We start from the raw sequence: 24,827 nt of genomic DNA, 5'->3' as shown, positions 1-24,827 counted from the left end.
CTTGACCAGCGGATTCTAGTCCAGCGCCGCACGCATCGTCGCGACGTACTCGCCGACCTGCTCCGGACCGGCGCCGTCGAGCACGCGCCGCATGATCGCCGCCCCCACGATCACCCCGTCGGCTGCCCGCGCGGCCTCGGCGGCGTGCGCTGGTTTCGAGATGCCGAAGCCGATGAGGACCGGAAGGTCGGTGGTGTTCTTCAACCGGGCGGCGAGTTCGGTCGCGGAGGCGGGCAGGTGGTCGCGTTCGCCGGTGGTGCTCATCGACGAGACGGCGTAGACGAAACCTCGGCTCCGTGCGGCGATCTCGTGTGCTCGATCGGCTGGCGTCGCGGGGGAGACCAGCAATGCCAGCTCGATTTCCTCCTCGATCGCGGGCAGCTCTTCCAGGGGAAGATCCGGCACGATCAAGCCCTCCACCCCAGCATCTTTCAGCTGCGCGCAGAAACCCTTTCGGACGGCCAAGTTGGCGTAGGTGCTCACGATGAGCGGAACGTCCACTGTGGTCTCTTTTAGTGCGTTGAGGACACTCTGCGGAGTCGTGCCGTTGGCTAGCGCGACGTTGGACGCCTCCTGAATGGTCACACCGTCCAGCGTCGGATCGGAGAACGGGATGCCGACCTCGATCGCGTCGGCACCCGCTGCGGCGAGCGCCGGGAGGTAATCTGTCCACTGAGGATTCACGCCGCCGGTGATGTACGGCATCAGGATTTTGCGGTCGGTTTTCATGCGCGGGACTCCTCGGAGCGGGCGATGAGCGTGGCGATGTCCTTGTCGCCGCGTCCGGACAGGGTGAGCAGCACCGTTGAACCCGCCGGAAGATCCGGTGTGCCAGCGGCTTCGGCTACCCAGGCGAGCGCGTGCGCGGATTCGAGAGCCGGGATGATTCCCTCGGTACGAGCCAATTGCGCCGCGGCGGCGAGTGCTGCTTCGTCGTTGACCGCGACGTAGCGAGCCCGGCCGAGGTCGCGCAAGTGCGCGTGTTCCGGGCCGACACCGGGATAGTCCAGCCCGGCCGCGATCGAATGCGCTTCCCGGATCTGCCCGTGTTCGTCCTGCAGGAACAGCGACCGCGATCCGTGCAGCACCCCGGCTTGGCCGAAGGTCGCGCCCGATCCGCCGACCGCCTCCACCCCGATCAGCCGCGCGCTGGTGTCGGCGAATCCCGCGAAAGTGCCCGCCGCGTTGGATCCGCCGCCGACGCAAGCGACGACGAAATCCGGCACCTTGGCGTACTGCTCGCGGGCTTCCTCGCCGATGACCCGCTGGAATTCCCGCACCATCCACGGATACGGATGCGGCCCGACGACCGAGCCGAGGCAGTAGTGCGCCTCTTCGGTCGAGCTGACCCAATGCCGCATCGCCTCGCTGGTCGCGTCCTTGAGCGTACGGCTGCCGGAGCGCACCGGGACGACCTCCGCGCCGAGGTAGCGCATGCGGAACACGTTGTGCGACTGGCGTTCGACGTCCTGTTCGCCCATGAACACCGTGACCGGCAGGTCGAGCAGCGCACCCGCGGTGGCGGTCGCGACGCCGTGCATCCCCGCCCCGGTTTCGGCGATCAGCCGCTGCTTGCCCATCCGCCGCGCGAGCAGCGCCTGGCCGACCGCGTTGTTGATTTTGTGCGATCCAGTGTGCGTGAGGTCTTCCCGCTTCAAGGCGACGCTCACGCCGAGTTCGGCGGACAACCGTTCAGCGGGCGTCACCGGCGTGGGACGGCCGACGTGCCGGGCCAGCATCGTCTGGAGCTGCTCGCGGAAGCCGGGGTCGACCCAGGCCTTCTCGAACGCGTCGGCGACTTCGAGACAGGCGGGCACCAGGGATTCCGGCACCCAGCGCCCGCCGTACTCCCCGAAGCGTCCTTCCTGGGTTGGGGTGCGCATCAGCAGCTCCTTAGAGTTCTATAACTGTCTCCACTGTTATAGAACTCTTGGCGGCGGAGTGCAAGCCCGTCACCGCTGCCGCAAGACCTCGACGCCGTCGCCGTCCAGCTCGTCGAGGTACGCGGAACGGCCGGTCATCGCCATGATCAGGGCGAGGGTCGAGCCGGACACGAGCGGTCCCGAGCCGCCGGAAAAGTCACTGTCGGTGGCTGCGAGGCTCAGGCCGTGGACGCGCCCTTTCGCTAGCACGACGAGGTCGGAGCTGAGGTAGTAGCGCGCCACCGTGGTGAGCGTGTCGAGCGGATACTCGCGGCGGATGCCGAGCGGGCGGCGGATGTCCTCTCCGTGCACGACCGTCTCGCCGAGCATCGCCACGACCGGCAGAGGCGGTTTGGTCGTGCTCGTGACGACCCGGCGGAAACGGGCTTGGGTGTCGGCCGGGCTGTCGCCGAGGTGCTCGGCCAAGCGCAGCGCGACCTGCCGATCGAAGTCGAAACGGCAGCGGAGCACGCCCGCCATCCAGCGCGCCGGCGTGAGCGACGCTCCTGCGGTGAGGTGGGCCAGCACCTCGCGGACGGAGAGCCCGTCGCACAGCGAAGGCGTGGTCCAGCGGGTGTCAGGCAGCTCGGCGAGGTCGTCGGCCAGCGCGGCGCGTTCGGCGTGAATCTGCGGCCAGAGGGCGGTCATTCCAGGTCTCCTCGGTAGTGGTTGCCAGGTGAGACCGGCTGGATGCGGCAGAATCGTCGGTCGTGGGGGAATTTTCTTCAGAAGCCGCGTTCACCCGTGCGGTGGCCCCGTTGCGTACGGAATTGCGTGCGCACTGTTACCGAATGCTCGGCTCGATCCACGATGCCGACGACGCCGTGCAGGAGGCACTGCTGCGAGCGTGGCGCGGGTTGCCAGGGTTCGAGGGCCGCAGTGCGTTGCGCACCTGGCTGGGCCCGTATCCCGACCCTCCCCCGGCCAGTTACGAACAACGCGAGGCGGTCGAACTCGCTTTCGTCGCCGCGTGCCGCCACCTGCCGGGCAATCAACGAGCGGCGCTGCTGTTGTTCGACGTCCTCGGCTTCTCCGCCGCCGAGATCGCAGCCATCATGGAAACGTCCGTGACCTCGGTGAACTCCGCGTTGGCCCGCGCCCGCCGGACCGTCGCGGACCACGTCCCCGCCCGGACCCAGCAGCAGACGCTCCGCACCCTCGACGACGCCCGGCTCCAGGAACTGGTGACCGGCTTCGCGACGGCCCTCGCGGAAGGCGATGTCGACGGCCTGGTGAACCTGCTCACCGAGGACGTCACCTGGTCGATGCCGCCGCTGCCGCAGTGGTACCGCGGGCGCGACGCCGTGGTGGAGTTCGCCTTCCAAGTCCCGATGACGCGCTGCCCCAGCTGGCGTTTCCGCCTGACCAGCGCGAACGCCCAGCCCGCGGTGGCGTTCTACCTCGGCGGTTCGGCGACTGTCCCGCACGAGGCGTGGTCGATCACCGTCCTGACCCTGCGCGAAGACCGGATTTGCGACCTCACGTCGTTCCTAGGCGCGGAGCATTTCCCGTCCTTCGGGCTCCCCGCTACGGTCACGCCTTAGGCGCGGCCCGAACGTGCGCACGCTGCCCCTGCCGCCCGATCAGGCTCAGGAACTCGACCGGTTCCGCCGATGCCGCGCCGAACCAGTGCGGTACCCGGGTGTCGAATTCCGCTGCCTCGCCAGGGGAAAGCGTCATGTCGTGCTCGCCGAGCACTAGCCTTAACTGTCCATTGAGGACATAAGTCCACTCGTAGCCCTCGTGCGTCTTGGGTTCGGGTTCCTGTTTCTTTCGCTGGCCCGGCAGGATGAACTTGTACGCCTGGATCCCGCCCGGGCGGCGCGTCAGCGGCAGGATCGTCATGCCGCCGGCGCAGCTGATCGGGCGGAGGTGGACGCGCGGATCGCCGGTCTGCGGGGCGTCGACCAGTTCGTCGAGGGTCACGCCGTGCGCGCGGGCCAGCGGGAGCAGCTGTTCCAGGGTGGGCCGCCGGTTGCCGGATTCCAGCCGGGACAGCGTGCTGGCCGCGATGCCGGTCTGCGCGGCCAGTTCGGCGAGCGTGACCTCTCGCTTCCGGCGCAGCTCGCGCAACCGGGGGCCGACTGCGTCCAGGGCACGATCGTCGTCCATCGCCTGAGTTTGACAGATTGGCAAGATTGCTTGCCAGTCGTGCCGGAGGGTTTGCAAGGTGGAACGGGAACCAGGAAAGGAACCGTTGTGCCGCATGCATTCGATCAGTCCTATTGGGACGAGCACTGGGCTGGCGCCGCCGGGCACGCGCAGCTCGAACCGCATCCGCAGCTGGTAGAGGAGGCGTGGAAGCTCACGCCGGGAAGGGCACTGGACGCTGGTTGCGGCGAGGGCACCGAAGCGGTCTGGCTCGCCGAGAACGGCTGGCAGGTGACGGCGGTCGACCTGTCGGAGGAGGTGCTGCGGCATGCCCGCGAACGGTCGAGCGCGGTCGAGTGGGTGTGCGCTGACCTGCTGAAATGGACTCCGGAGGGACAGTTCGACCTGGTCGCCACCCACTACGTGCACGCTGCCGGCCCGCTGTTCGAGCGGATCGCGGAGTGGGTCGCGCCGGGCGGCACGTTGCTCGTGGTCGGGCATCACCACGGGGAACTGCATCCGCCCGAGTCGACGATCACCGTCCACGACGTCGGGCTGGACCCTGAGCAGTGGGTGATCACGCTCGCCGAGAACCGGACGCGAAAGGTTCCCGGCGGGGAATTGCACGACACGATTCTCTGTGCCCGCAAGGTTTCTTCGCCTAACGCGTAATCGGTGGCGGCCGGGAGCGGTTCGGTAGTGCACTGGAGAGGTGGCGGCCTATGACGAGATCGCGGACTGGTACGAGGAGGAGTTCCTTCGCGCCCAACCGGTGAACCCCGGTACGGGCGCGTTGCGGGCTCTTCTCGGCAACGGCAGCGGCGTGTGCCTGGAGATCGGGTGCGGCACCGGTGTGCACGCGGACGTGGTGCGGGAGCTGGGCTGGACTCCGCTCGGCGTAGACCTGTCCAGCGGAATGCTGCGGCACGCCCGCACCAGGCTGCCGATCGCACAGGCCGACGCCGCGCGGTTGCCGGTGCGGGACAGCAGTGTCGACGCGGTCGTCTCGGTGCTGGTGCACACCGACATGCCCGCGTATCTCGCCGTGCTGCGCGAGGCGAGCCGGGTGCTGCGGCCGGGCGGAGTGTTCGTGCACGTTGGGGTCCACCCGTGTTTCTGCGGAGGGTTCGCCGACCGCAGCGATCCGGCCGCGGTGGTCGTCCGGCCTGGCTATCGCGACGGGCACTGGACCAAGGAGTCGTGGACTGACCAGGGGATTCGCGACAAGGTCGGTGCCACGCACTGGCCGTTGCCGGAACTGCTGAACGGGCTCCTCGACGCCGGACTGACCTTCGAACGGTTCGCCGAGACCGGGACTCCGCTTCCGATCGTGCTGGCGGTTCGAGCGTTCATCGGCGCGGCAGCAACCGTAGAACCACAAGCGCACCAGCGGTGAGAGCCAGGATCCCGCCGCACGCGAGCGCGAGCGCGTGCAGCGGCGACCCCGGAAGCGCGGAGTAGTAAACCGCTCCGATCACCGCTACTCCCAGCGCTCCGCCGATTTGCTGGCCGGTCGCGAGTACGCCGGAGGCCATCCCGGCGTCGGCACGGGGGACGGCGGCGAGGACGTGGTTCAACAGCGGCGGCACGAGCAGGCCCTGACCAGCGCCGATAAGCGCTAGCGCGGGGACGAAGGACCAGAGGCTGGCAGACAGCGCGATGAGGACGGCGTAGCCGACCCCGGCGATCACCGCGCCGGTCAGCGGGGCTCGGGGCACTCGGCTCCCGAGGAGGCTCATCGCGAGGAAGGCGACGGCGAAGGGCAGGTACGTCAGTGCGGCGTCGAGCGGGCTGAAACCCAGACCGTCTTGCAGGGCAAGGGAAAGCACGAGGAAGAACGAGTTGATCCCGGCGTAGGTGAGCAGCACGAGGCCCATGCCGAGGCGGAATTCGCGCTGCCGCAGCAGCCCTGGACGGATCAGCGGTGCGGGCACCCGCCGTTCGACAGCGGCGAAGAACGCCATCGCGAGCCCGCCTCCGGCGAGGCTGCACCAGGACCACAGCGGCCAGCCCGCTTCCCGTCCGGTGATGAGCGGCACGACGAGCAGGGTGAGGGCGACGGTCAGCACCGCGGTGCCGCGCAGGTCCAGCCTGGTGGACCGGTCCGGCCGGGTCCGGGGCAGGAACCGGGCAGCGAGGGCGAGGGCGCTCAACCCGACGGGGACGTTGACCCAGAAGATCGACCGCCACGGACTGCCGAAGAGATTCGCGGTCACGAGCACCCCGCCCAGCAGCTGGCCGCTGACGCCGGACAGCCCGATGACGGCACCGAGCACGGCGAACGCACGCGGCCGTTGCGGGCCGGGGACCACCACGTGGATCATCGCGAGCACCTGCGGGAACATCGCCGCGGCACCGAGTCCTTGGACGAACCGCGCGGCTACCAGCCAGCCCGCGCCCGGCGCGGCGGCGCACGCGGCCGACGAGGCGGTGAACAGCAGCAGGCCGGCCAGGAAAACCGGCTTCCGGCCGCGGAGGTCGCCGAGCCGCGCGAACGTGATGAGCGCGACGGCGTACGCGAGCTGGTAACCGGCGAGCAGCAACTGAAGTTCGGCGGGCGAGGCTCCGAGGTCGGCTCGGATGGCGGGGGCGGCGACGAACACGATGAACGTGTCCAGGACCGCCATGAAAACGCCGATGAGCAGGATCGCCAGTGAGCCCCACGGGGCACGGGGAACAGCGGGATGCATGTCTTGATCGTCGGCAGCGGGCCGGGAGCGGGGGTAGCAGGCGAATATGCTGGTATCAGCACTACCCGGATCGGAGAGGAACGCATGCTGCCTGCGTCGCGCCGACGCGCTCTCGCGGACTTCCTGCGTTCGCGGCGCGACCGGCTCACCCCCGCCGAGGTCGGTCTTCCGGCGGGGCCGCGCCGTCGCGCGCCGGGCCTGCGCCGGGAGGAACTCGCGCAACTGGCCGGGGTCAGCGTCACCTGGTACACGTGGCTCGAACAGGCGCGGGACATCACCGTCAGCCGCCAGGTGCTGGCAAGTCTTGCCCGGGAACTGCGGCTTTCCGAGACAGAGCGGCTGCATCTCTTCGCGCTCGCCGAGGAACCGCCGCCGGACCGGGAGCCGGCGTCCACGCCGCGGCTGCTGCAGGGCATGGTCGACGCGCTGGACCCGAATCCGGCGTACGTGCTCGACGCGCGCTGGGACTTCGTGGCGTGGAACCGCGCCGAGGCCGCGTTGATCGGCGATCCGGCGCTGCTGCCCGCTGGCGAGCGGAACCTGCTGTGGCTGGTTTTCGCCGTGCCGCGGATCCGCGCGCTGCTGGTCGACTGGCCCGGCCAGGCCCGGAATCTGCTCGCGCAGTACCGCGCCGACGCCGCGCGCCGGGCCGAAGATCCGCGCGGTGGCGAGCTGGTGCGGGCGTTGCGCGAGGCGAGCCCGGAGTTCGGCGAGTGGTGGGCCGCCCACGACGTCGCGCCGTTCGCCGGAAACCGGCGGGTGTTCGACCATCCGCGGGCCGGCGTGCTCGCCTTCGACTACGTCAAGCTGTCCACTATGGACGAGACCGGCCGGAAGCTGTTCGCCTGCTTGCCCGCCGATCCCGGCACCGCCGCGAAGCTCCCGTCGCTCGCAGGGTGAAATTCGGATGCGCGCCGCCGGGAAGATCTCTATCCTGGCGATCGTGATACAGCACCAGCTCTACCTCTGAGGGAGTACCGCCTCCACCGGTACCGCGCGCGTTCGCGGCACCGGCCCTCGTCCTTGCTGTTCATCACATTTCTCCGGAGGCAGTTCCCTCATGACATCTCCGCTTTCGCCTGCGCTCGTGCGCACGGCGCACGTTCGGCTGTCCGACGTCCACGTCACCTTCGGCGGTCGTCCAGTGCTCGCCGGGGTCGATCTGGTCGCGGCGGCCGGCGACCGGGTCGCCATTGTCGGCGAGAACGGCCGCGGCAAGACCACCCTGCTGAAAGTGCTGGCCGGGACCCAGCCGGTCGACCGCGGCGAGGTCCGCCGCGCGGGCACGATCGGGGTCGCCGATCAGCAGATTCCCTTGACAGAACAGGAAACCGTCGGCGATCTGATCGATCTCGAACTGGCAGCGGTACGGACCGCGTTGGCCAGCTTGGAAGCCGCGACAACCGCGCTTGCCGAAGGACAGCCCGGTGCGGAAGACGCCTTCGCCGCCGCGCTCTCGGACGCCGAAGCCCTCGACGCGTGGGACGCGGACCGGCGGGTCGAGGTCTCGCTGGCCGCGCTGAACGCGGTTGACGACCGAAGCCGTCCACTGGGGACGCTGTCAGTCGGGCAGCGGCACCGGGTCCGGCTGGCGTGCCTGCTCGGCGCCGGGCATTCCGTGCTGCTGCTGGACGAACCGACCAACCACCTCGACGCGTCCGGCCTCGCGCACCTCACCGAGCGGCTGCGCGCGTACTCAGGCGTAGTCGTGCTGGTGAGCCACGATCGCGCCTTGCTCGCCGACGTCGCTACGACCGTGCTCGACCTCGACCCGTCGAGCGACGGCCGCCCGCGCGGCTACGGCGGTGGCTATGCGGCGTACGTCGACGCCCGGCAAGCCGAACGGGCCCGGTGGGAGGCACTGCACGCTGAACAACTCGCCGAACGGCAGCGACTGGCGGACGACCTTTCCGCTGCCCAGAACCGATTGCGGGACAACTGGCGTCCGGAAAAGGGCCACGGCAAGCACACCCGCGCGACCCGTGCGCCCGGGCTGGTCCGAGCCGTCCACCGGCGGCAGGAGGAACTGAGCGCGCACGTGGTGGCCGTTCCGCCGCCGCCGGCGCGGTTCGTCCTGCCGGAACTGCCGCAGCACCAAGGAACAGTCGCGCTGCGGGCCGCCGGGGTGAGCGTCGCCGGACGGCTGGACCAGCCGGTCGACCTGACCCTCGGCGGCGCGGACCGGCTCGTCGTCACCGGCCGGAACGGGGCGGGGAAATCGACGCTGCTGGCGGTTCTGGCCGGGGCGCTGGAGCCGACGTCGGGCGCGGTCACCCGGGCCCGGTCGGTGCGGATCGGCTGGCTGGGCCAGGAATCCGACCTGCCCGCCCGGCGCACCGCCGCCGAACTGCTCGAGCAACGGTTCCCGGGTTCAGCGGACGCCGGTTTGCTCAGCGGGTACGACCGCCACCGTCCGATCGCCGAACTGTCGACCGGGGCTCGGCGGCGGTTGGATCTGGCGCTGGTGCTGGCCGCGCGTCCGCAGGTGCTGCTGCTGGACGAGCCGACGAACCACCTGTCCGCGACGTTGGTGGACGAGCTGACCGCTGCACTGGAGTCGACTCCTGCCGCGGTGGTGGTGGCCACGCACGACCGGCAGTTGTTGCGGGACACGGCTTCCTGGCCGAGGTTGGCGCTTTAGGTCGTTCCCTGCCCCAATGGGGTTTTCTCAGTAGGCGGGTGCGGTGCCCGGTCGGCCACGCCGCCAACGTCCGTGAGGGCCACCTTGAGGGAATCTGATTCCCTCAAGGTGGCCCTCACGGACATCTATGTCACGCCGCCCCAATGCCACATTGGGTGCGTCGCATGCACCCAACGCCACATTGGGGAGCGTTCAACGCCCGAGGCAACAACCGTGAAACATCCGCAGGGCAACCTGGCCGCATGCCTCTACTGATCGACCGAGCCGACTTCGCGGACCCGCAACTCCAGACGTTCCTGCAGGCCCACCTGGACGACTTAGCCCCGACCGCCCCCGCCGAGAGCCGGCACGCCCTCGATTTGGCCGCACTCCAGCGTCCCGGCGTCCGGCTCTGGACCGTCCAGAGCGGCCAGCGCATCGTCGGCACCGCGGCCTTGGCAGCGCTGGAACCACGGCACGAGGAACTGAAAAGCATGCGCACCGACCCCGCCCGACGCGGGCAAGGCATCGCCCGCAAGCTCCTGGACCACCTGCTCCAGGACGCCAAAGACCGCGGCATCGAACGCATCTCGCTGGAGACCGGCAGCATGCCCTTCTTCGCCCCGGCCCGCGCCCTCTACGCGCGAGCGGGTTTCACTCCCTGCCCACCGTTCGGCAGCTACCGGGACGACCCGAACAGCACCTATCTGTCTCGCCGGATCTGAGCTGTCACAGATTTCGAGCGGCCGGTGTCCATCCGCTGAAAGACCCCCAAAGCGGAGGAGGACAGCATGACGACGACAGTGCTCGGCGGTGGCTACGCCGGGGTGATGGCAGCGAACCGGCTCGCGGGGCGCGGCGAGGAAGTGGTGCTGGTCACGCCGAATCCGTGGTTCGTCGAGCGGATCCGGCTGCATCGGGTGGCACCCGGTCTCCGGAAAGACGCCCGGCTCGCCCTGGAAACCGTGCTGAACCCCGCCGTCGAGGTCGTCCACGACACCGCGACGGAGATCGGCGACGACAAGGTCCAGCTCGCCTCGGGCGAAAACCTGCCCTACGACACCCTGCTCTACGCGGTCGGCTCCGGGGCCAGCGCCGAAAACGGCACCTACCGGATCGTTTCCGAGCAGGAGACCGAAAGGCTCCGCGCCGCCCTCGCCGAGGCACCGGACGCTCCGGTCACCATCGTCGGCGCGGGCCTGACCGGGGTCGAATTGGCCGGGGCGCTCCGCGAGGCCGGGCGCGCGGTCAAGCTGGTCAGCACTGCCCCGGACCGCCGCGCGATCGAGGCGCACCTGCGGTTTCTCGCCAAACAAGGCGTCGAGATCGAGATCGGCCGCCGCGTCGATCCGGCCGAGATCGAGGGGCTTGTGGTGGACACCACCGGGTTCACCGTGCCGAGTCTCGCGGCCGATTCGGGGCTGCCGGTCGACGAAATCGGCCGGTTGCTGGTGGACGAGCAGCTGACCGTGCCGGGCCACCCGAACATTCTCGGCGCGGGCGACGCCGTGCACAGCTCCTTCCGCGCCGCGTGCGCGACGGCGTTGCCGATGGGCGCGCACGCCGCCGATGTCATCACCGAGCGCCGCCAAGGGCGCGCCGGGAAGGCGTTCCGGATGGGTTACGTGCTCCAGTGCACGGATCTCGGCAGCGGGCGCGGGCGCGTCCAGTTCCTGCACTCGGACGACACCGAGCGCGCGCTCGCGATCGACGGCCGGGCAGGCGGGCTCGTCAAGGAGACGATCTGCCGGATGACTGTGCGATGGCTGACACAGGAACGGGATCGCGCGGGTCGCTACTCGTGGCCGGCAGGTGCTTAGACTTGACCGTCATGGATCACGGCGACGTCTTCACCGCGCATCGGTCGACGATGCTCGCCGCAGCCTTCCACATCACCGGTTCGCGGTACGACGCGGAGGACGTCGTGCAGGACGCGTGGGAGACCTGGTCCCGGGTGGATCTCGACACGGTCCGCGCCCCGCACGCGTTCCTGTCGGTGATGGTGTCGCGGCTGGCGCTCAACGCGGTCCGCGCGCAGCGTCGCCGGCGCGAGAACTATCCCGGCCCCTGGCTGCCGGAGCCGGTGGTGGAGGGGGATTCTCCGGAGTGGGAGGTGCTGCATCGCGACGGTTTGGGTCAGGCTCTCGACTTCGTGCTGAGCACGCTGACTCCGGAGCAGGCGGCGGCGTATGTCCTGCGCAAGGTGCTGGACGTCGACTACCCCTCCGTCGCCGAGGTGCTGGAGACGACACCCGCGGCGGCCCGCCAGCTCGTCTCGCGCGCGCAACGAGCGGTGACCTCGGCGATCGGCGATTCCTTGCCGGATCAGGGAAATCGCGACGCCGAGGCGCTGGCGAAGCTCGCCGAGGCAGTGCTGTCCGGCGAAATCGACAAGGTCGCCGCACTGATCGCACCGGACGCGGTCCTGTACTCCGACGGCGGCGGCAAGGTGCTGGCCGCCCGCAAACCGTTGTTCGGCCCGGACCGGATCGCGCAGTTCCTCGTGGGAATCTCCACCATGGAAGAGGTGACCATCGTGCCCGCGATCATCAACGGCAGCGCTGGGGCGGTTTTCCTGCAGGACGGCAAGGCGACGATGACGGTCACCGTGCGGGCCGGCGCGGAGGGCGTGTCGACGTTGTGCTTCGTGCGCAACCCCGACAAGCTGGCCGGCATCAGTCTCGCCTAGCGATCCCGTCGTACATCATCCGCCGCACAGCCTCGCTCAGCCGGCGCTGTTCGCCGGGATCCGGGTTGCGCAGCGAGGCGATCGCCGACGCCAGGATCATGCCGTTGATCGCCCGCGCGCTGTTCTCAATGTCGAGATCCGCGCGCAGGTACCCGAGTTCCACGCCGTGGGACAGATACGCCGCGGTCAGCTCGGTGGCCAGTTCGAAGAAGTCCAGCACCCGCGCGGCCATCGCTTTGTCGATGCCGGCGGCTTCGAACAGCAGCAGCCGCGGGACACGCGGGTCCTCGCCGAAGATCTGCGCCAGCGCGTCGCCGATCCGGGCGGTCTGCTCGCGGTAGGCGTCCAAAGTGGACACCGCGTCCGGCGCGTTCTCCGCGGTGAGCGCGGTGACGATGCGGGCGACCAGGTCGTCGATGACGTGGTCGACGATGTCGCGTTTGTTCTGGAAGTAGCGGTAGAAGGTGCCGTGCCCGATGCCGAGCTTCGCGGCGATGTCGGAGATGCCGGTGGCGTGGTAGCCGAGGTCGGCGAAGCAGTCGAACGCCGCGTCGATGATCTCGCGGCGCAGTTCCTGCTTCTTGCGCTCGGCGCGGGTGGTGCGGGCGCTCTCCTGGGACTCGGCTGTCACGCAGTGCAGTGTATTGCCAAGCTCGCTGAAGTGACATACCGTTCCGTTACTGACAAGTAGTTCCGGACGAGAGGTCGGACATGGACGCGCAGTACGACGCCGTCATCGTCGGCGCGGGTTTCGGCGGCATGGGAGCGGCCATCCAGCTCCGCCGCCTCGGCTACCGCGACCTGCTGATTCTCGACCGCGAGGACGATCTCGGCGGGACCTGGCACGTGAACCGGTACCCGGGGCTGGCCGTCGACATCCCGTCGTCCACCTACTCCTACTCGTTCGAACCCAATCCGTACTGGTCGCGGCTGTTCGCGCCGGGGGCGGAGCTGAAGAAGTACGCCGAGCACGTCGCGGACAAGTACGGCCTGCGCGCCTCGATGCGTTTCGGCACGGTGGTGACCGGCGCGACCTGGGAGGGCTCCTGCTGGCGGGTCAGCATCGAAGGCGGCGAGACGGTCACCGCGAAATACCTGCTCACCGCCACCGGGTTCCTCTCGCAGCCGAAGATGCCGGACATCGAGGGCATCGACCGGTTCGCCGGCAAGGTCATCCACACCACCGCGTGGGACGACAGCTACGACCTCGCCGGCAAGCGCGCCGCGGTGATCGGCACCGGCGCGACGGCCGTCCAGCTCATCCCGGAGATCGCCAAGGTCGCCGCCGAGCTGACCGTCTACCAGCGCACGCCGATCTGGGTCAGCCCGAAGCCGGACTACGCCGTGCCGAAGGCGCTGCAGCAGGCGTTCGCGCGGCTGCCGCTGGTGCAGCGCGCGGTGCGGCTCGCGGGCAGTTCGGTGCTGGAGCTGATGATGATCTCCGGCGTCGTGCAGTACCGGCAGTTCCGCGGAGCCAACCGGATCGCCGAACGCTGGTGCCGCGCGCATCTCTACCGCCAGGTCCGCGACCCCGAACTGCGCCGCAAGCTCACCCCGGACTACTCCTTCGGCTGCAAACGGCCGACCTTCTCCAACGACTACTTCCCGGCCTTCACCCGCCCGCACGTGCACCTCGAAACGACCAGCATCGAGCGGATCGACGAAACCGGGATCGTCACCGCGGACGGCAAGCGCACCGAGATCGACACGCTCGTGCTGGCCACCGGCTTCAACCTGTGGGACACGAACTTCCCGGCGATCGAGATCATCGGCCGCGACGGCAAGAACCTCGGGAAGTGGTGGCGGGACAACCGGTTCCAGGCGTACGAGGGCGTGACCGTCCCCGGGTTCCCGAACCTGGTTTCGCTCAACAGCCCGTATTCCTACAGCGGGCTGTCGTATTTCACGACCATCGAATGCCAGATGAAGCATCTCGACCGGCTGTTCAAGGGCATGCGCGCCCGCGGTTCGGGCGTGTTCGAGGTGACCCAGCGGGCGAACGACGAATTCCTCGGCCGGATGAAGCACAAGGTCGGGCACTCGGTGTTCGCGCTCGGGCAGTGCGCGACGGCCAACAGCTACTACTTCAACCAGCACGGCGAGGCGACCCTGCTGCGGCCGACGTCGACGATCAGCGCGCACCGGGAGGCGGCGCGGTTCCCGCTGGAGGATTACAGCTTCGCCTGAGCCGCGGGTGAGGTGCGCCCGCCAGGGGAACCTGTGGCCCGCGCGCGGCGTCGAGAGTTGCGTGAAGACTGACCAAGACGCCATGGCCCGCCTCCGCGCGCAGGCGGAACCCGTCCTCGGCAAGGGCGCGGCTGCGCGGATTCGTGCGTTCGACAACGGCGAGCTGTACGTCGAGGCGCGCACCGCTTCCACGATCTGGGCGTGGCTGGTCGACTTCCTGCTGGTCACCGGGCTGTCGGCGGCCGCAGCGGTGGCGTACTACTTCAAATCGAACGCCTTCGACGCCGCGGTCGGGGCGAGCGTGCTCGGGGTGGCGGGGCTGATCGTGGTGCCGCTGCTGTACGGCTGGTTCTACGGCAACGGACGCGGCCTCGGCGCGCTGTTGAACGGGATCCGGCTGGTCCGGCTCAGCGACGGCGGCCGGATCGGGCTCGGCAAGGCGGGGTGGGCGATGCTGATCCGCACGCTCGGCTTCGTGATCATCGCGCTCGGTGTGCTGAACGGCGACACCACCGTGGGCAACGGGGTGCGGACGAGCATCGACATCCGCGAGACCGACCGGCTCCGCGCGGCTGGTTTCGTCCGGAAACCGTGAGCGGGTATGAGGTCCGTGCGGTCGCGGACACTCCCGAGCAACGGTTGCGCGACTACACCGCGCGGCTGCAGGCGATCGTCACTACGCGGCGCGTTTACCGGGTGATGACGGCGAGTCTCGCCGGGCTGTTCGGCGTCAGCGGGGTCCTGGTCGGAGTGCTGGCCCGTTCCGCCGCGGGAGGGTTCAGCCTGGCAGGCGGCGGAGTCCTCTTCGCGGTCCTGTGGCTCGGGGGAACGCTGGTCTGGCGCAGCAGGCCCGCGATCGAACGTGCGTTGAACCCGGGTTCGCACCCGCCCGCTGGGCGTACCCCGGGGAACGTGCGCGGGGCTTTCTTTGCCGCAGCGGGAATGGGCCTCCTCGCCGCAGTCGTATGTGGACTGTCCTTTATGGCTGGCAACCCGCCGGACGCCGTGCTGAAGCTGGCGATCATCGGGCTCGGGACGTTCGTGGTCTTCGCCGTTTTGTTCGTCCCGCCGGGATACGTCTACGCCCAGTCAGACCAGTACTTCGCGAAATGGCTCAACCGCAACCGCGCGGCTTACGAGGCAGCGGCGAGCCGTCTCTAAGGCGTACGACGACGCAGCGTCGCCGCCCCGAGACCCAGCGCCAGCACTGCGCATCCCAGCACGATGAGAATGTTGCGGGTCAACGTCATCGTCCACTCCGAACTGTGCGTCACCTGTGTCAGTGCTTCGACGGCGTAGGACAGCGGCATCACGTCCGACAGCCAGTGCAGCACCCAGCCCATCTCGTCGCGCGGCTGGAAAAGCCCGCACAGCAACGTTTGCGGCAGCACGAACAGCGGCATGAACTGCACGGCCTGGAACTCGCTCGTCGCGAACGCGCTGACGAACAGGCCCAGCGCCATGCCCAGCAACGCGTCGAGCGCGGTGATCAGCAGCAGCGACCACACCGAACCGGCCACCGACAGCCCGAGCCACCACAGGCTCACCGCCGTCGCGACCGCCACCTGCAGCACCGCGACCAGACCGAACGCCAGCGCGTACCCGGCGAGCAGGTCGAATTTCCCGAGCGGCATCGTCATCAGCCGTTCCAGGGTGCCGGCGGTGCGTTCGCGCAGGGTGGTGATCGAGGCGATCAGGAACATGATCACGAACGGGAACACGCCGAGCAGCGCGGGCGCGATGCGGCTGAACACGACGGCCGAGTTGAAGACGAAGCGCAGCAACACCATCAGCAGCGTCGGCACGAGCACGAGCATCACGACGGTGCGCGGATCGTGCCGCAGCTGGGCGAGGATGCGGCGGGTGGTGGCGAGGGTGATCGAGACAGTCATCGCTGGGCCTTCACCAAATGCAGGAACGCGCGTTCGAGGTCCTGTTCGCCGGTGGCCGCGCGCAGGGCGTCCGGCGAATCGTCGGCAAGCAGCGCGCCGTCGCTCATCAGCAGCAAGCGGGTGCAGCGGGCGGCTTCGTCCATGACGTGGCTGGACACCAGAAGCGCGGTGCCGTCCGCGGCGAGGCGGTGGAAAACGTTCCACAAATGCTCGCGCAGCAACGGATCGAGGCCGACGGTCGGCTCGTCGAGTACGAGCAGCTCGGGGTGGCCGAGCAGTGCGACGGCGAGGCTGGCCCGGCTGCACTGGCCGCCGGAAAGCTTGCCGACCAGCGAGTGGGCGTGCGAACCGAGGCCTACCTGCTCGATCGCGTCAGCCACCGACTCCGGCGGCGCGCCCAGCACGGAGGCGAAGTAGCGCAGGGATTCGGTGACGGTGAGGTCGGCGTAGACCGCCGGCGCCTGGGTGGCGTACCCGATCCGCTTGCGCAGCCGACGGCTTCCGGCCGGTTCGCCGAGCACCGTGACCGTGCCGCCGTGCGTGATCTGCACGCCGACGACCGCGCGCATCAGCGTGGTTTTCCCGCAGCCGCTCGGCCCGAGCAGTCCGGTCACCGAACCGGGCTCGACGCGGAAACTCACGTCGCGCAGCACTTCCCGGCCACCGCGGACGACCCGCAGGTCGTCGATGACCACTGCGGAATTAGTCATGCGTTTAATTCTGCGCGTGCGGAATTTCCCTGTCAAGCACGGGCCGGCATCGCTCGGAGGCGGAGTTGGGTGCGTGGCCGGGAAGCGCCCCAATGTGGCATTGGGTGCATGCGACGCACCCAATGTGGCGTTCGGTGCATTGAATGAGCCAGCGGCGCGTAGTGCCTCCGTTGAGGGCGGTGGCGGGGGCATGGATGGAGCACCCAATGCCACATTGGGGCGGGCGGAACCTAGGGCCGGTCGACGTATTGCTGCACGGCGGGAGCGATCAGCGCGAGGACCTCGTCGTGGCTGGCCCCGGCGAGGGGTTCGACCTGGACGACGTAGCGGACCATGGCGAGTCCGACGAGCTGGGCGGCGATGCCGGTGACGCGCAGGGGCGGGAGGTCGAGGGCGTCGGCGATCTTGTCCAGCAGCGCGCCCTGGATGAAGCCGCGCAGCATGTCCGCGGCCTGTTCGGTGGTCGACACCGAACGCAGCAGGCCGAAGAACGCGTCGCGCGACTGCGGGGTTTCCCAGAGCGTCAGGAACAGCCGCACGAGCCGTTCGCCTACCTCTGGCCGCGGGCCGTCGAGGATCGCGGCGACCACGACGCCGGGGTCGGCCGGAAGGTGCAGCGCGGTCGCGAAGACCTGGTCCTTGCTGCCGAAGAAATGGTGCACGAGCGCGGGATTCACGCCCGCCTCGGCGGCGATCGCGCGGATCGTCGCGCCCTCGTACCCGTGCCGCCCGAACAGGTCCCGCGCGGCGGTGAGAATGGCCTCCCGCGTTTCGGTCTGCCCGGGGCGGCGTCCCGTCCGTGCCATCGGCGTCCTTTCGTCCGCTCCAGTATCGCGGGACCATGGGCGGTACAGCTGGCTGTACCTGGTCTTTACCCCGCGCGGGATCGCCGGTCGTCCCGCCGGGGCCTTAGGTTCGGCAACTCCGGAGGAGGGGGAGCGGGATGAACGGGGCGGCGGTGCACGAGGAAGCGGTCCGGGTGCTGATTCACGCCTCGGATCCCCTTACCGACAGCGGAATCCGGAGCTGGCTGCAGGCCAGGCCGGAGTTCTCCGTGGTCGCCGACGAGGTCGACGTGCTCATCGTCGCGGCCGAGCTGCTGTCGGTGGAGGCGACGGCGACGTTGCGCGGGCTCAAGGCCACTGTGGACGCTCCGGTGGTCCTGCTCGTCGACGAGGAGGCCTCGGGCGCGGCGGTGCTGACGGCGGTGGAGTGCAACGTGGTCGCCCTGCTGAACCGCGAGCGCACGTCGAGCGAGCAGCTGGCCGCCGCGGTGCTGACCGCTTCTCGCGGCGGCGGGATCCTGCCCCCGGCGGCGCTGGGGACGCTGCTCAGCCATTGCCGTCGTCCGATGGAGCCGCGCCCGACGCACAGTTCCGGCCTGACCCAGCGGGAAATCGAGGTGCTGCGGCTGCTGGCCGACGGCCTCGGCACCGCGGAGACGGCGGAGAAGATCAACTTCTCCGAACGCGCGGTGAAGAAGGTCATCCACGATCTGTCGCAGCGGCTGGACCTGCGCAACCGGACGCACGCGGTGGCCTACGCGCTCCGGAACGGCGCGATCTGAGCTCGTTCAGATGATGCCGGTCCGCAGCGCGTACGCGACCGCGTGCGAGCGGTTGCGCAGATCGAACCGCACCAGCAGCGTGCTGATGATGTTCTTGATCGTCCGCTCCGAATACGCCATCCGGTCGGCGATTTCGACCGTGCCGAGGCCGTCCGCGAGCAGGCCGAGGATCTCCACCTCGCGGGTCTGCAGCCGGTGCCGGTCGAGGAAACCCCGCGGATAGCGGGCCTCGCCCTCGCTGACGCGGAACTCGTCCGCCAGCCGGGTCGCGCGGTCCTCCTCGGGTTCGGCCTTCGGGACCCGGGCGGCCAGTGCGTCCAGGATCTTCTCGCGCGTCGCGGAGCCGCGGTACAGCACCGCGGACAGGCCGAATCCGCCGAGCCTGCTCAGCTCGGTCTGGTCGATCCGGTCGGCGACCAGCACGGAGCGCACCTCCGGCACGAGCGCCGACCGGCGGATCCGGGCCAGGTCGAGCAGGGTTTTCTCGCGGACCTCCGGCACGATCACGAGCAGGACGTCCGCGCGCGGGACCTCGGCGGCGCCCATCACCGCGTAGCGGGGCGCGCCGCGCAGGTAGGCGGCGGCGCCCTCGCCGCTGATCGGGTCGTTGGCGATGATCGCTACTCGTTCGGGCAATGCGCTCATGTCAGCTCACAGACCAGTCGTTCCCGGCGGCGGCGCCGCGTTCTCCGCCAGCCGAGGATCCGTGGTCCGGCGCGCGGATTCGATCCCCTGCGCTGCCGGACCGCGGTAGTGCCTGCGGTACCCCCGGCAGTCGGAGTTGATTAGGAACTCAATCGAAAGTTAGTACATGTAACCGTAGTTGAACCATAGCACTAGACGGGAGTCCAGTGTTGGTTATTGCCCGCACGACCGGGTGGCGTTCACGCGACCCGGCCGGCGGACGTTCAGGCCAGCGCTTGTGCCGGGGGAAGGCGGGCGGCCCGCATCGCCGGATACGCCCCGGCGATCGCCCCGACCGCGGCCGAAACCGCCACCCCGCCGACCAGCGCGGCCGGCGGCAGCACCGCCGGCCAGCCCTGGCTGAGCGCGTAGCCCGCGGTCGCGCCGATCCCGAGCACTACTCCGGTGAGGCCGCCCAAGCCGGACAACAGCACCGATTCGGCGAGGAACTGCCCGCGGACTTGGCCTCGCGTCGCACCGAGCGCGCGGCGCAGCCCGATCTCCCGCCGGCGCTCCAGCACCGAGATCACCATCGTGTTCGCCACGCCGACGCCGCCGACCAGCAGCGCCACCCCGCCGAGGCCGAGGAACAACGCGCCGTAGGTGTTCTTCGTCAGCTGCTGCGCGGCGAGCGCGTCGGACGGCCGGTCGACGGCCACCTCGTTCGGCGCGGCCGGGTTGATCGTCGCGGCGAGCACCGAACGGACCGCGTTGACCTGCGACTCCCGCGCGCGGAGGTACACCGTGCTCGGGTGGCCGTCGAAGCCGAAGACCTGCTTGGCTACGTCCCAGCCGATCAGCACTGAACGCTCCACCTCCGGCGCGAGCGGCATCGAGGCGAGAATCCCGACGACGCTGAACCAGGACGAGCCGATCAGGATCTGCGGCGGCCGCGCCGGGTCGAGGTGGTCGATCCCCAGCCGCGCCGCCGCTTCCGAGCCGAGCACGACCGCCGGGAACCGCTGGTTCGCCGGGCCGAGGAACGTTCCCGTCCGCACCTTCCCGCCGAGCAGCGGCAGCAGATCCGGCCGCGCGGCGAACACCGAGACGCCCGCCGAATCGGCCTTGCCGACCCGGTCGTTGCGATACACCTTGGCGCTGACCTTGCCGACCTCCGCCGCGCCCTCGACCGGCGCGATCCGCCGCACCATCGGGACCGCCGAATCCGGCAGTTTCGCCGAGCCGCCCAATAGGGTCTGCCCGGCTTCGGCGCGCAGCAGGTTGGTGCCCATCGCGGCGAGTTTGTCTTGCAGCGCCTGGTCCGCGGAGGCCGGGATGGCGAGCACGGCGACCATGGCCGCGACACCGATCGCGATGCCGAGGGCGGACAGCATCGCGCGCAGCGGACGGGTGCGCATTCCGTGCGCGCCGAGGGAAAGCAGGTCGGCGGGGCTGAGCCGGTTCGGGCTCGGCGGCGCGATCATTGCGGTGCTCCCGTGAGGTCGGCCGCTCCGGTGTCGAGCCGCAGTTCCCCGTCGAGGATCTCGATCCGGCGCGGCATTCCGGCCGCGATCTCCCGGTCGTGCGTGATGAGCACGACCGTGGTCCCGGCGGCGTTGAGTTCCGCGAGCAAGGACAGCACCGCCGCGCCGTTGCCGGTGTCGAGGTTTCCGGTGGGTTCGTCCGCGAGCAGGATCGGCGGCGTGTTCACGACCGCCCGCGCGATCGCGACCCGCTGCCGTTCGCCGCCGGACAGTTCGCCCGGCAGATGTCCGGCGCGATGTCCCAGCCCGACCCGGTCGAGCGCTTCCAACGCCCGCGTCCGCCGTTTCCGCTTCGGCACCCCGCTGTAGAGCAGGCCGCCGCACACGTTGTCGGCCGCCGTTTCGCCTTCGTCGAGGAAGAACTGCTGGAATACGAACCCGATCCACCGCGAGCGCAGTGCGGCGAGTTTGCGGTCGGACAGCTGTGCGACGTTGTGTCCGCGGATCTCGATCCGGCCCTCGGTCGGCCGGTCGAGCGTGCCCATCAGTTGCAGCAGCGTGGATTTGCCGGAACCGGACGGCCCGACGATCGCGGCCATCTCACCGTCCGAAAAGGACAGCGAAACCTTCCGCAGCGCGGGCACGTTCCCGCCGTAGGTGCGCGACACCCGATACGCGGCCAGGACGGGGATCACGACGTGGTCACCACCTTTTGGCCCGCGTGCAGACCGGCGGCCTTGACCTCGACCTGGCCGCCAGAGAACAACCCGGTCTCGACGCCGACCAGCCGCCGCTTGCCCTGCTCGTCGACCTCGACCGCGTACCCGCCTTCGGCGAGCGCGACCAGCGCACCGACCGGCACCACCAGCACGTCCTGGTGGACCTCCTTGGTGAACCGCACGGAGACCGGGACGTCGATGACGTCGCCGGTGGCCGCCGAGTCGTCCATCCGGATCTGGAGGGCGACCTTGGCCTTGCCGGTTTCCTTGTCTTCCGCGGCGGTGTTGCTCACGTCGGTGACCGTGCCGGTCAGCGTGCGGCCGTTCAGCGAGACGGACGCCTTCGCTCCCTTGACCGCGACGCTCTGCTTGGTCGCGTCCAGTTCGGCCTCCACGACGCGGGCGGTGCCGGTGTACTTGAAGACCTCGCCCGCGCCGGGCCCGCCGAGCTGCCCGGTCACCGCCGAAACCCGGATCTCGCCGGGGGCCAGCAGGACGTCGGCCGGATCGAACGACCCGGTCTGTTCAAGGCCGAGCGACTTCTGCCACCGTTTGAGCGCGGCAGCGGTCGCTGAGGTGAACTTCTCGTCCGGAATGCCGAAACCGCTGTATCCCAACGCTTTAAGGTTCTCCTCAAGCTCCTTGACGTCCGGGCCCTTGTCCACGCCGTCGTTCAGTACGCGGTAGAACGGCAGAGTTCCGTAGAACAGCGGCACCGGCTTAGCGTCCACTGTGTACGCCGTCTTTCCTCGGCCGAGCACGTCGCCTCGTCCGGGAAGCCAGGTCACCGTGCCGTTCTTCTTCCCGCTCAACGTGGATTCCTTGCCATAGCCGAGTTTCCCGGTCGCGTTCTCCTCTTCCTTCAGGTCCGATTTGGTCACTTCGGCGGTCGCCACCGGTTTGGCCGCCGCGGCCGGTTCGCCACCGGAGGCGACCTGCGTCAGCACGACCGCCGAGGTCGTGCCGACCACGACGACAGTCGCTCCCGCGGCGATGAACCAGCGCGCTCGTTTCCTGGTCACTTTCCGGCCATTCCCATTCCGCACGCCTTGAGCGCTTCCTCGAATTTGGTCCCGTCGTCCTGCATCGGCAGTGCTTGCGCGCCACCGTTCGCGTCGGGGTCCGGCATGTCGACGCCGTGCTCCCGCATGCATTTGGCGTCCTTGCGCGCCTTGTCCAGCTCCTCGGGAGTCAGCTTCTTCGGCACTCCGCCGCCCGGCAGCAGCTTCTTGCAGGCGTCGAGCGCCGTCATGGTCTTGGGATCGTTGGAGAAGCTGACGGACGGGGCTTCGTTCTCGCCGGGGTCCGGGGTGTCGACGCCGTGTTCGCGCATGCATTTCGCGTAATTGCGCATCGCGTCCCGGTCGGCCGCGGGATCGGCTTTCCCGGCGGCGGCGTCCTGGCCTTGGCTCGCTTTCGGACTGGAGATCGACGGCACCTGCGGCGCGGTGTCCCCGGACGAGCACCCGGTGAGCAGCGCCAGCGCCAATCCCGCCCCGGCCGCCGCCAGCCGTGCTTTCCGCATCGGGATTCTCCTTCGCTCGAGCGGGTGGTTCCCGCCGGTGGCCCAGTAGTACCGACGCGGCGATACAGGCCCGTTAAGCGATCTTGTTTATCCTCTCCTTATCCCCGGATCTGTCAGACTCCTCGACAGCGACGACCTGGGAGGAACCCCTTGGCCGAGAAGAGCGCCGCCGGGCGCCGGGGGCCGCTGCGGCTGTCCGTGCGCACCCGGCTCACCGCGCTGTACGGCGGGTTCTTCCTGCTGGCCGGAATCGTGCTGGTGGTGGTGACCTACGTCGTCGTCAGCAACGAACTGCCCGCACCGGCGCAGTATCTCGGCGACGGGGCTTCGATGCGGCTCAGCCAGGTCACTGCCGACACCGAATCGGCCCCGGCGATGCCGTTGAACGAACCCTTCGCCTCGGCGGAGCAAGTGGCCACCGCCGTGCTCACCGACTACCGCAGTTCGACAATGTCCACTTTGGTCTTAGCCTCGGCGATCGCGCTGGTGGCCACCGCGGCGCTGGCCGTTTTGTTCGGCTGGTTCATGGCCGGACGCGCACTGCGGCCGTTGCACACGATCACCTCGACCGCCCGCCGTCTCGAAGCCGGGAAGCTCGACCAGCGGATCAACCTCGACGGCCCGCGCGACGAACTGAAGGAACTCGCCGACACTTTCGACAGCATGCTGGACCGTCTCGCCGGTTCGTTCGACAGCCAGAAACGGTTCGTGGCCAACGCTTCGCATGAGTTGCGCACCCCGCTCGCCGTGCAGCGCACGCTGATCGAAGTCGCGTTGGAGAATCCCGATGCCGGGCCGGTGCTGACCAAACTGGGCACGCATCTGCTGCAGACCAACGAACGCAGCGAACGGCTGATCGAGGGTCTGCTCATCCTCGCGCGCAGCGACCGCGGTCTCAGTGCACGCACGCCGGTGCGACTGGACAAAGTGGTCCGATCGGTCGTGAAGCTCACGGCCGAGCAAGCGAAAGCCGCCGGGGTGACGGTAGAAACCCGGCTGCGCGCGCGAACTGTGGTCGGCGACGCCGTGCTCCTCGAACGTCTCGTGCTGAATCTCGTGAGCAACGCGATCAGCTACAACGTGCCGGACGGCTGGGTGACAGTCGTGATCGGCGCGACGCCCGCGCTCGCCGTGCGCAATTCCGGGTCCACTGTGGACGAGAAAGCGGTCGCGGGTCTCTTCGAGCCGTTCCGGCGCGGGAAACCGGACCGCACCGGGGCGGGGGACCACTCCGGACTCGGTCTGTCGATCGTGCGTTCCGTTGCCCGCGCGCACGACGGGGACGTGTCGGCACGGGCGAATCCGAACGGCGGGCTGACCGTCGAGGTGCGGTTGCCCGCCTGATCCTTATCCCGCTTTTATCGCGGTTCAGGGCATGATGATCGCATGCGGGTGCTGATTGTTGAGGACGAGCCGCTCCTGGCGGATTCCATCGCCGAGGGGCTGCGCCGCTATTCCATCGCGGTGGACGTCTGCTACGACGGCGGTGAAGCCCTCGAACGCGTCGCCGTGCACGCGTACGACGTCGTCGTCCTGGACCGGGACCTGCCGAGTGTCCACGGCGACGAGGTGTGCGCCGCGATCGTCGACGCGGGCGGCGAGACCCGGGTCCTGATGCTCACCTCGGCCGCGGACGTCACCGACCGCATCGAAGGCCTGAACCTCGGCGCCGACGATTACCTCACCAAGCCGTTCGTCTTCGCCGAGCTGGTCGCCAGGGTGCACGCGCTGGCCCGCCGTGCGCGCCCGGCGCTGCCGCCGGTGCTGGAGTCGGCCGGCCTGGTCCTGGACCTGCCGCGGCACCAGGCGTCCCGCGACGGCCGGTTCCTGCCGTTGTCGCCGAAGGAATTCGCGGTGCTGGAGGTGCTGATGCGGGCCGGCGGGACGGTGGTGAGCGCGGAGCAGTTGCTGGAAAAGGCGTGGGACGAGCACACCGACCCGTTCACCAACACGGTTCGGGTCACGGTGATGACTTTGCGGCGGAAGCTGGGATCGCCGCCGGTGATCGAGACGGTCGCCGGGGCCGGCTACCGGCTGGCGGCCGCGCCCGGCTGAACCCCGCCTGCTGTCCGTGAATGGCCCCTTGATGGAAAATGTTTACCACAAA

General features: G+C 69.3%; 28 protein-coding genes. 14 read left to right on the top strand and 14 right to left on the bottom strand.

Annotation, left to right across the window (positions count from 1 at the left end):
* Positions 1–15: 15 nt before the first annotated feature.
* The 3 genes from trpA to ACWGIC_RS34805 all read right to left on the bottom strand — a co-directional run bounded on the left by trpA (position 16) and on the right by ACWGIC_RS34805 (position 2,570).
* Positions 16–729: a tryptophan synthase subunit alpha gene (gene trpA / locus ACWGIC_RS34815; protein ID WP_452080174.1), complete on the bottom strand. Its 714-nt coding sequence runs from the start codon at positions 727–729 to the stop codon at positions 16–18.
* Positions 726–1,883, bottom strand: coding sequence for a tryptophan synthase subunit beta (gene trpB / locus ACWGIC_RS34810; protein WP_452080173.1), 1,158 nt, complete (start codon positions 1,881–1,883; stop codon positions 726–728). Before trpB ends, trpA begins: the two co-directional genes overlap by 4 nt.
* A gap of 69 nt (positions 1,884–1,952) precedes the next feature.
* Positions 1,953–2,570, bottom strand: coding sequence for a maleylpyruvate isomerase family mycothiol-dependent enzyme (locus ACWGIC_RS34805; RefSeq protein ID WP_452080172.1), 618 nt, complete (start codon positions 2,568–2,570; stop codon positions 1,953–1,955).
* Positions 2,571–2,632: 62 nt separating this feature from the next.
* Between ACWGIC_RS34805 and ACWGIC_RS34800 the strand changes: the two genes are divergently transcribed.
* Positions 2,633–3,466 (top strand): RNA polymerase subunit sigma-70, encoded by an 834-nt coding sequence (locus ACWGIC_RS34800; RefSeq protein WP_452080171.1) that lies wholly within the window; start codon positions 2,633–2,635, stop codon positions 3,464–3,466.
* Here the strand turns inward: ACWGIC_RS34800 and ACWGIC_RS34795 are convergent.
* Positions 3,456–4,034 carry a helix-turn-helix domain-containing protein gene (locus ACWGIC_RS34795; RefSeq protein WP_452080170.1) on the bottom strand — a complete coding sequence of 193 codons (579 nt, stop codon included), beginning with the start codon at positions 4,032–4,034 and terminating at the stop codon, positions 3,456–3,458. The two genes, ACWGIC_RS34800 and ACWGIC_RS34795, sit on opposite strands and share 11 nt — an antisense overlap.
* Before the next feature lie 87 nt (positions 4,035–4,121).
* Between ACWGIC_RS34795 and ACWGIC_RS34790 the strand changes: the two genes are divergently transcribed.
* Entirely contained in the window at positions 4,122–4,685 is a 564-nt protein-coding gene (locus tag ACWGIC_RS34790; protein ID WP_452080169.1) for a class I SAM-dependent methyltransferase, read from the top strand.
* A gap of 40 nt (positions 4,686–4,725) precedes the next feature.
* Positions 4,726–5,409, top strand: coding sequence for a class I SAM-dependent methyltransferase (locus tag ACWGIC_RS34785; protein ID WP_452080168.1), 684 nt, complete (start codon positions 4,726–4,728; stop codon positions 5,407–5,409).
* Here the strand turns inward: ACWGIC_RS34785 and ACWGIC_RS34780 are convergent.
* Positions 5,363–6,703, bottom strand: a complete 1,341-nt coding sequence (locus ACWGIC_RS34780) for an MFS transporter (protein WP_452080167.1) — start codon at positions 6,701–6,703, stop codon at positions 5,363–5,365. The two genes, ACWGIC_RS34785 and ACWGIC_RS34780, sit on opposite strands and share 47 nt — an antisense overlap.
* 84 nt (positions 6,704–6,787) lie before the next feature.
* On the opposite strand from ACWGIC_RS34780, the gene ACWGIC_RS34775 reads away from it, so the two are divergent.
* From ACWGIC_RS34775 to ACWGIC_RS34755, 5 genes are all read left to right on the top strand, one after another.
* The gene (locus ACWGIC_RS34775) at positions 6,788–7,603 is read left to right on the top strand and encodes a helix-turn-helix transcriptional regulator (protein WP_452080166.1); all 816 of its coding nucleotides are present in this window, start codon (positions 6,788–6,790) and stop codon (positions 7,601–7,603) included.
* Positions 7,604–7,763: 160 nt separating this feature from the next.
* Positions 7,764–9,344, top strand: a complete 1,581-nt coding sequence (locus ACWGIC_RS34770; protein WP_452080165.1) for an ABC-F family ATP-binding cassette domain-containing protein — start codon at positions 7,764–7,766, stop codon at positions 9,342–9,344.
* A 242-nt stretch (positions 9,345–9,586) separates the two neighbouring features.
* Positions 9,587–10,048, top strand: a complete 462-nt coding sequence (locus ACWGIC_RS34765; RefSeq protein ID WP_452080164.1) for a GNAT family N-acetyltransferase — start codon at positions 9,587–9,589, stop codon at positions 10,046–10,048.
* A 66-nt stretch (positions 10,049–10,114) separates the two neighbouring features.
* Positions 10,115–11,143, top strand: a complete 1,029-nt coding sequence (locus ACWGIC_RS34760) for an NAD(P)/FAD-dependent oxidoreductase (protein WP_452080163.1) — start codon at positions 10,115–10,117, stop codon at positions 11,141–11,143.
* An 11-nt stretch (positions 11,144–11,154) separates the two neighbouring features.
* Positions 11,155–12,012, top strand: a complete 858-nt coding sequence (locus ACWGIC_RS34755; protein ID WP_452080162.1) for a sigma factor — start codon at positions 11,155–11,157, stop codon at positions 12,010–12,012.
* On the opposite strand, the gene ACWGIC_RS34750 is transcribed toward ACWGIC_RS34755, so the two are convergent.
* Positions 11,999–12,643 (bottom strand): TetR/AcrR family transcriptional regulator, encoded by a 645-nt coding sequence (locus tag ACWGIC_RS34750; RefSeq protein WP_452080161.1) that lies wholly within the window; start codon positions 12,641–12,643, stop codon positions 11,999–12,001. The genes ACWGIC_RS34755 and ACWGIC_RS34750 overlap by 14 nt on opposite strands.
* 80 nt (positions 12,644–12,723) lie before the next feature.
* Between ACWGIC_RS34750 and ACWGIC_RS34745 the strand changes: the two genes are divergently transcribed.
* From ACWGIC_RS34745 to ACWGIC_RS34735, 3 genes are all read left to right on the top strand, one after another.
* A complete protein-coding gene (locus tag ACWGIC_RS34745) occupies positions 12,724–14,199 on the top strand; it encodes a flavin-containing monooxygenase (RefSeq protein WP_452080160.1) in 1,476 nt (491 codons plus the stop codon).
* A 61-nt stretch (positions 14,200–14,260) separates the two neighbouring features.
* Positions 14,261–14,794 carry a hypothetical protein gene (locus ACWGIC_RS34740; RefSeq protein ID WP_452080159.1) on the top strand — a complete coding sequence of 178 codons (534 nt, stop codon included), beginning with the start codon at positions 14,261–14,263 and terminating at the stop codon, positions 14,792–14,794.
* Entirely contained in the window at positions 14,791–15,360 is a 570-nt protein-coding gene (locus ACWGIC_RS34735; protein WP_452080158.1) for a hypothetical protein, read from the top strand. Before ACWGIC_RS34740 ends, ACWGIC_RS34735 begins: the two co-directional genes overlap by 4 nt.
* Here ACWGIC_RS34735 and ACWGIC_RS34730 read toward each other — a convergent pair.
* The 3 genes from ACWGIC_RS34730 to ACWGIC_RS34720 all read right to left on the bottom strand — a co-directional run bounded on the left by ACWGIC_RS34730 (position 15,357) and on the right by ACWGIC_RS34720 (position 17,607).
* Positions 15,357–16,091, bottom strand: a complete 735-nt coding sequence (locus ACWGIC_RS34730; protein WP_452080157.1) for an ABC transporter permease — start codon at positions 16,089–16,091, stop codon at positions 15,357–15,359. The two genes, ACWGIC_RS34735 and ACWGIC_RS34730, sit on opposite strands and share 4 nt — an antisense overlap.
* On the bottom strand, positions 16,088–16,801 hold the full coding sequence (locus ACWGIC_RS34725; RefSeq protein ID WP_452080156.1) for an ABC transporter ATP-binding protein: 714 nt from the start codon (positions 16,799–16,801) through the stop codon (positions 16,088–16,090). The genes ACWGIC_RS34730 and ACWGIC_RS34725 overlap by 4 nt, the downstream gene beginning before the upstream one ends.
* Positions 16,802–17,031: 230 nt before the next feature.
* Positions 17,032–17,607, bottom strand: a complete 576-nt coding sequence (locus ACWGIC_RS34720) for a TetR/AcrR family transcriptional regulator (RefSeq protein WP_452080155.1) — start codon at positions 17,605–17,607, stop codon at positions 17,032–17,034.
* Between the two features lie 137 nt (positions 17,608–17,744).
* Between ACWGIC_RS34720 and ACWGIC_RS34715 the strand changes: the two genes are divergently transcribed.
* A complete protein-coding gene (locus tag ACWGIC_RS34715) occupies positions 17,745–18,368 on the top strand; it encodes a response regulator transcription factor (RefSeq protein WP_452080154.1) in 624 nt (207 codons plus the stop codon).
* Positions 18,369–18,374: 6 nt separating this feature from the next.
* Here ACWGIC_RS34715 and ACWGIC_RS34710 read toward each other — a convergent pair whose 3' ends face one another.
* The 5 genes from ACWGIC_RS34710 to ACWGIC_RS34690 all read right to left on the bottom strand — a co-directional run bounded on the left by ACWGIC_RS34710 (position 18,375) and on the right by ACWGIC_RS34690 (position 22,720).
* Positions 18,375–19,013 (bottom strand): response regulator transcription factor, encoded by a 639-nt coding sequence (locus ACWGIC_RS34710; RefSeq protein WP_452080153.1) that lies wholly within the window; start codon positions 19,011–19,013, stop codon positions 18,375–18,377.
* Between the two features lie 263 nt (positions 19,014–19,276).
* Positions 19,277–20,476: an ABC transporter permease gene (locus ACWGIC_RS34705; protein WP_452080152.1), complete on the bottom strand. Its 1,200-nt coding sequence runs from the start codon at positions 20,474–20,476 to the stop codon at positions 19,277–19,279.
* Positions 20,473–21,171, bottom strand: a complete 699-nt coding sequence (locus ACWGIC_RS34700) for an ABC transporter ATP-binding protein (protein ID WP_452080151.1) — start codon at positions 21,169–21,171, stop codon at positions 20,473–20,475. Before ACWGIC_RS34700 ends, ACWGIC_RS34705 begins: the two co-directional genes overlap by 4 nt.
* Complete coding sequence (locus ACWGIC_RS34695) at positions 21,168–22,217, bottom strand: peptidoglycan-binding protein (RefSeq protein WP_452080150.1); 1,050 nt, start codon at positions 22,215–22,217, stop codon at positions 21,168–21,170. Before ACWGIC_RS34695 ends, ACWGIC_RS34700 begins: the two co-directional genes overlap by 4 nt.
* The gene (locus ACWGIC_RS34690) at positions 22,214–22,720 is read right to left on the bottom strand and encodes a hypothetical protein (RefSeq protein WP_452080149.1); all 507 of its coding nucleotides are present in this window, start codon (positions 22,718–22,720) and stop codon (positions 22,214–22,216) included. Before ACWGIC_RS34690 ends, ACWGIC_RS34695 begins: the two co-directional genes overlap by 4 nt.
* A gap of 150 nt (positions 22,721–22,870) precedes the next feature.
* Here ACWGIC_RS34690 and ACWGIC_RS34685 point away from each other — a divergent pair, with 150 nt between their 5' ends.
* Together ACWGIC_RS34685 and ACWGIC_RS34680 are read left to right on the top strand one after the other, a co-directional pair.
* Positions 22,871–24,064, top strand: coding sequence for a sensor histidine kinase (locus ACWGIC_RS34685; protein WP_452080148.1), 1,194 nt, complete (start codon positions 22,871–22,873; stop codon positions 24,062–24,064).
* 42 nt (positions 24,065–24,106) lie between these two features.
* Positions 24,107–24,775, top strand: a complete 669-nt coding sequence (locus ACWGIC_RS34680; RefSeq protein ID WP_452080147.1) for a response regulator transcription factor — start codon at positions 24,107–24,109, stop codon at positions 24,773–24,775.
* Positions 24,776–24,827: the final 52 nt, after the last annotated feature.

The organism is Amycolatopsis sp. NPDC054798, assembly GCF_053611505.1.
The sequence above is the reverse complement of the archived record's forward strand: the minus strand, read 5'-3'. Positions and strand labels throughout refer to the sequence as shown.

What these genes read in the sequence shown, in the direction of transcription:
- trpA (WP_452080174.1), bottom strand. Translation starts at nt 729, where the DNA reads ATGAAAACCGACCGCAAAATCCTGATGCCGTACATCACCGGCGGCGTG.
- trpB (WP_452080173.1), bottom strand. Translation starts at nt 1,883, where the DNA reads ATGCGCACCCCAACCCAGGAAGGACGCTTCGGGGAGTACGGCGGGCGC.
- ACWGIC_RS34805 (WP_452080172.1), bottom strand. Translation starts at nt 2,570, where the DNA reads ATGACCGCCCTCTGGCCGCAGATTCACGCCGAACGCGCCGCGCTGGCC.
- ACWGIC_RS34795 (WP_452080170.1), bottom strand. Translation starts at nt 4,034, where the DNA reads ATGGACGACGATCGTGCCCTGGACGCAGTCGGCCCCCGGTTGCGCGAG.
- ACWGIC_RS34780 (WP_452080167.1), bottom strand. Translation starts at nt 6,703, where the DNA reads ATGCATCCCGCTGTTCCCCGTGCCCCGTGGGGCTCACTGGCGATCCTG.
- ACWGIC_RS34775 (WP_452080166.1), top strand. Translation starts at nt 6,788, where the DNA reads ATGCTGCCTGCGTCGCGCCGACGCGCTCTCGCGGACTTCCTGCGTTCG.
- ACWGIC_RS34770 (WP_452080165.1), top strand. Translation starts at nt 7,764, where the DNA reads ATGACATCTCCGCTTTCGCCTGCGCTCGTGCGCACGGCGCACGTTCGG.
- ACWGIC_RS34765 (WP_452080164.1), top strand. Translation starts at nt 9,587, where the DNA reads ATGCCTCTACTGATCGACCGAGCCGACTTCGCGGACCCGCAACTCCAG.
- ACWGIC_RS34760 (WP_452080163.1), top strand. Translation starts at nt 10,115, where the DNA reads ATGACGACGACAGTGCTCGGCGGTGGCTACGCCGGGGTGATGGCAGCG.
- ACWGIC_RS34755 (WP_452080162.1), top strand. Translation starts at nt 11,155, where the DNA reads ATGGATCACGGCGACGTCTTCACCGCGCATCGGTCGACGATGCTCGCC.
- ACWGIC_RS34745 (WP_452080160.1), top strand. Translation starts at nt 12,724, where the DNA reads ATGGACGCGCAGTACGACGCCGTCATCGTCGGCGCGGGTTTCGGCGGC.
- ACWGIC_RS34730 (WP_452080157.1), bottom strand. Translation starts at nt 16,091, where the DNA reads ATGACTGTCTCGATCACCCTCGCCACCACCCGCCGCATCCTCGCCCAG.
- ACWGIC_RS34725 (WP_452080156.1), bottom strand. Translation starts at nt 16,801, where the DNA reads ATGACTAATTCCGCAGTGGTCATCGACGACCTGCGGGTCGTCCGCGGT.
- ACWGIC_RS34720 (WP_452080155.1), bottom strand. Translation starts at nt 17,607, where the DNA reads ATGGCACGGACGGGACGCCGCCCCGGGCAGACCGAAACGCGGGAGGCC.
- ACWGIC_RS34715 (WP_452080154.1), top strand. Translation starts at nt 17,745, where the DNA reads ATGAACGGGGCGGCGGTGCACGAGGAAGCGGTCCGGGTGCTGATTCAC.
- ACWGIC_RS34710 (WP_452080153.1), bottom strand. Translation starts at nt 19,013, where the DNA reads ATGAGCGCATTGCCCGAACGAGTAGCGATCATCGCCAACGACCCGATC.
- ACWGIC_RS34705 (WP_452080152.1), bottom strand. Translation starts at nt 20,476, where the DNA reads ATGATCGCGCCGCCGAGCCCGAACCGGCTCAGCCCCGCCGACCTGCTT.
- ACWGIC_RS34690 (WP_452080149.1), bottom strand. Translation starts at nt 22,720, where the DNA reads ATGCGGAAAGCACGGCTGGCGGCGGCCGGGGCGGGATTGGCGCTGGCG.
- ACWGIC_RS34680 (WP_452080147.1), top strand. Translation starts at nt 24,107, where the DNA reads ATGCGGGTGCTGATTGTTGAGGACGAGCCGCTCCTGGCGGATTCCATC.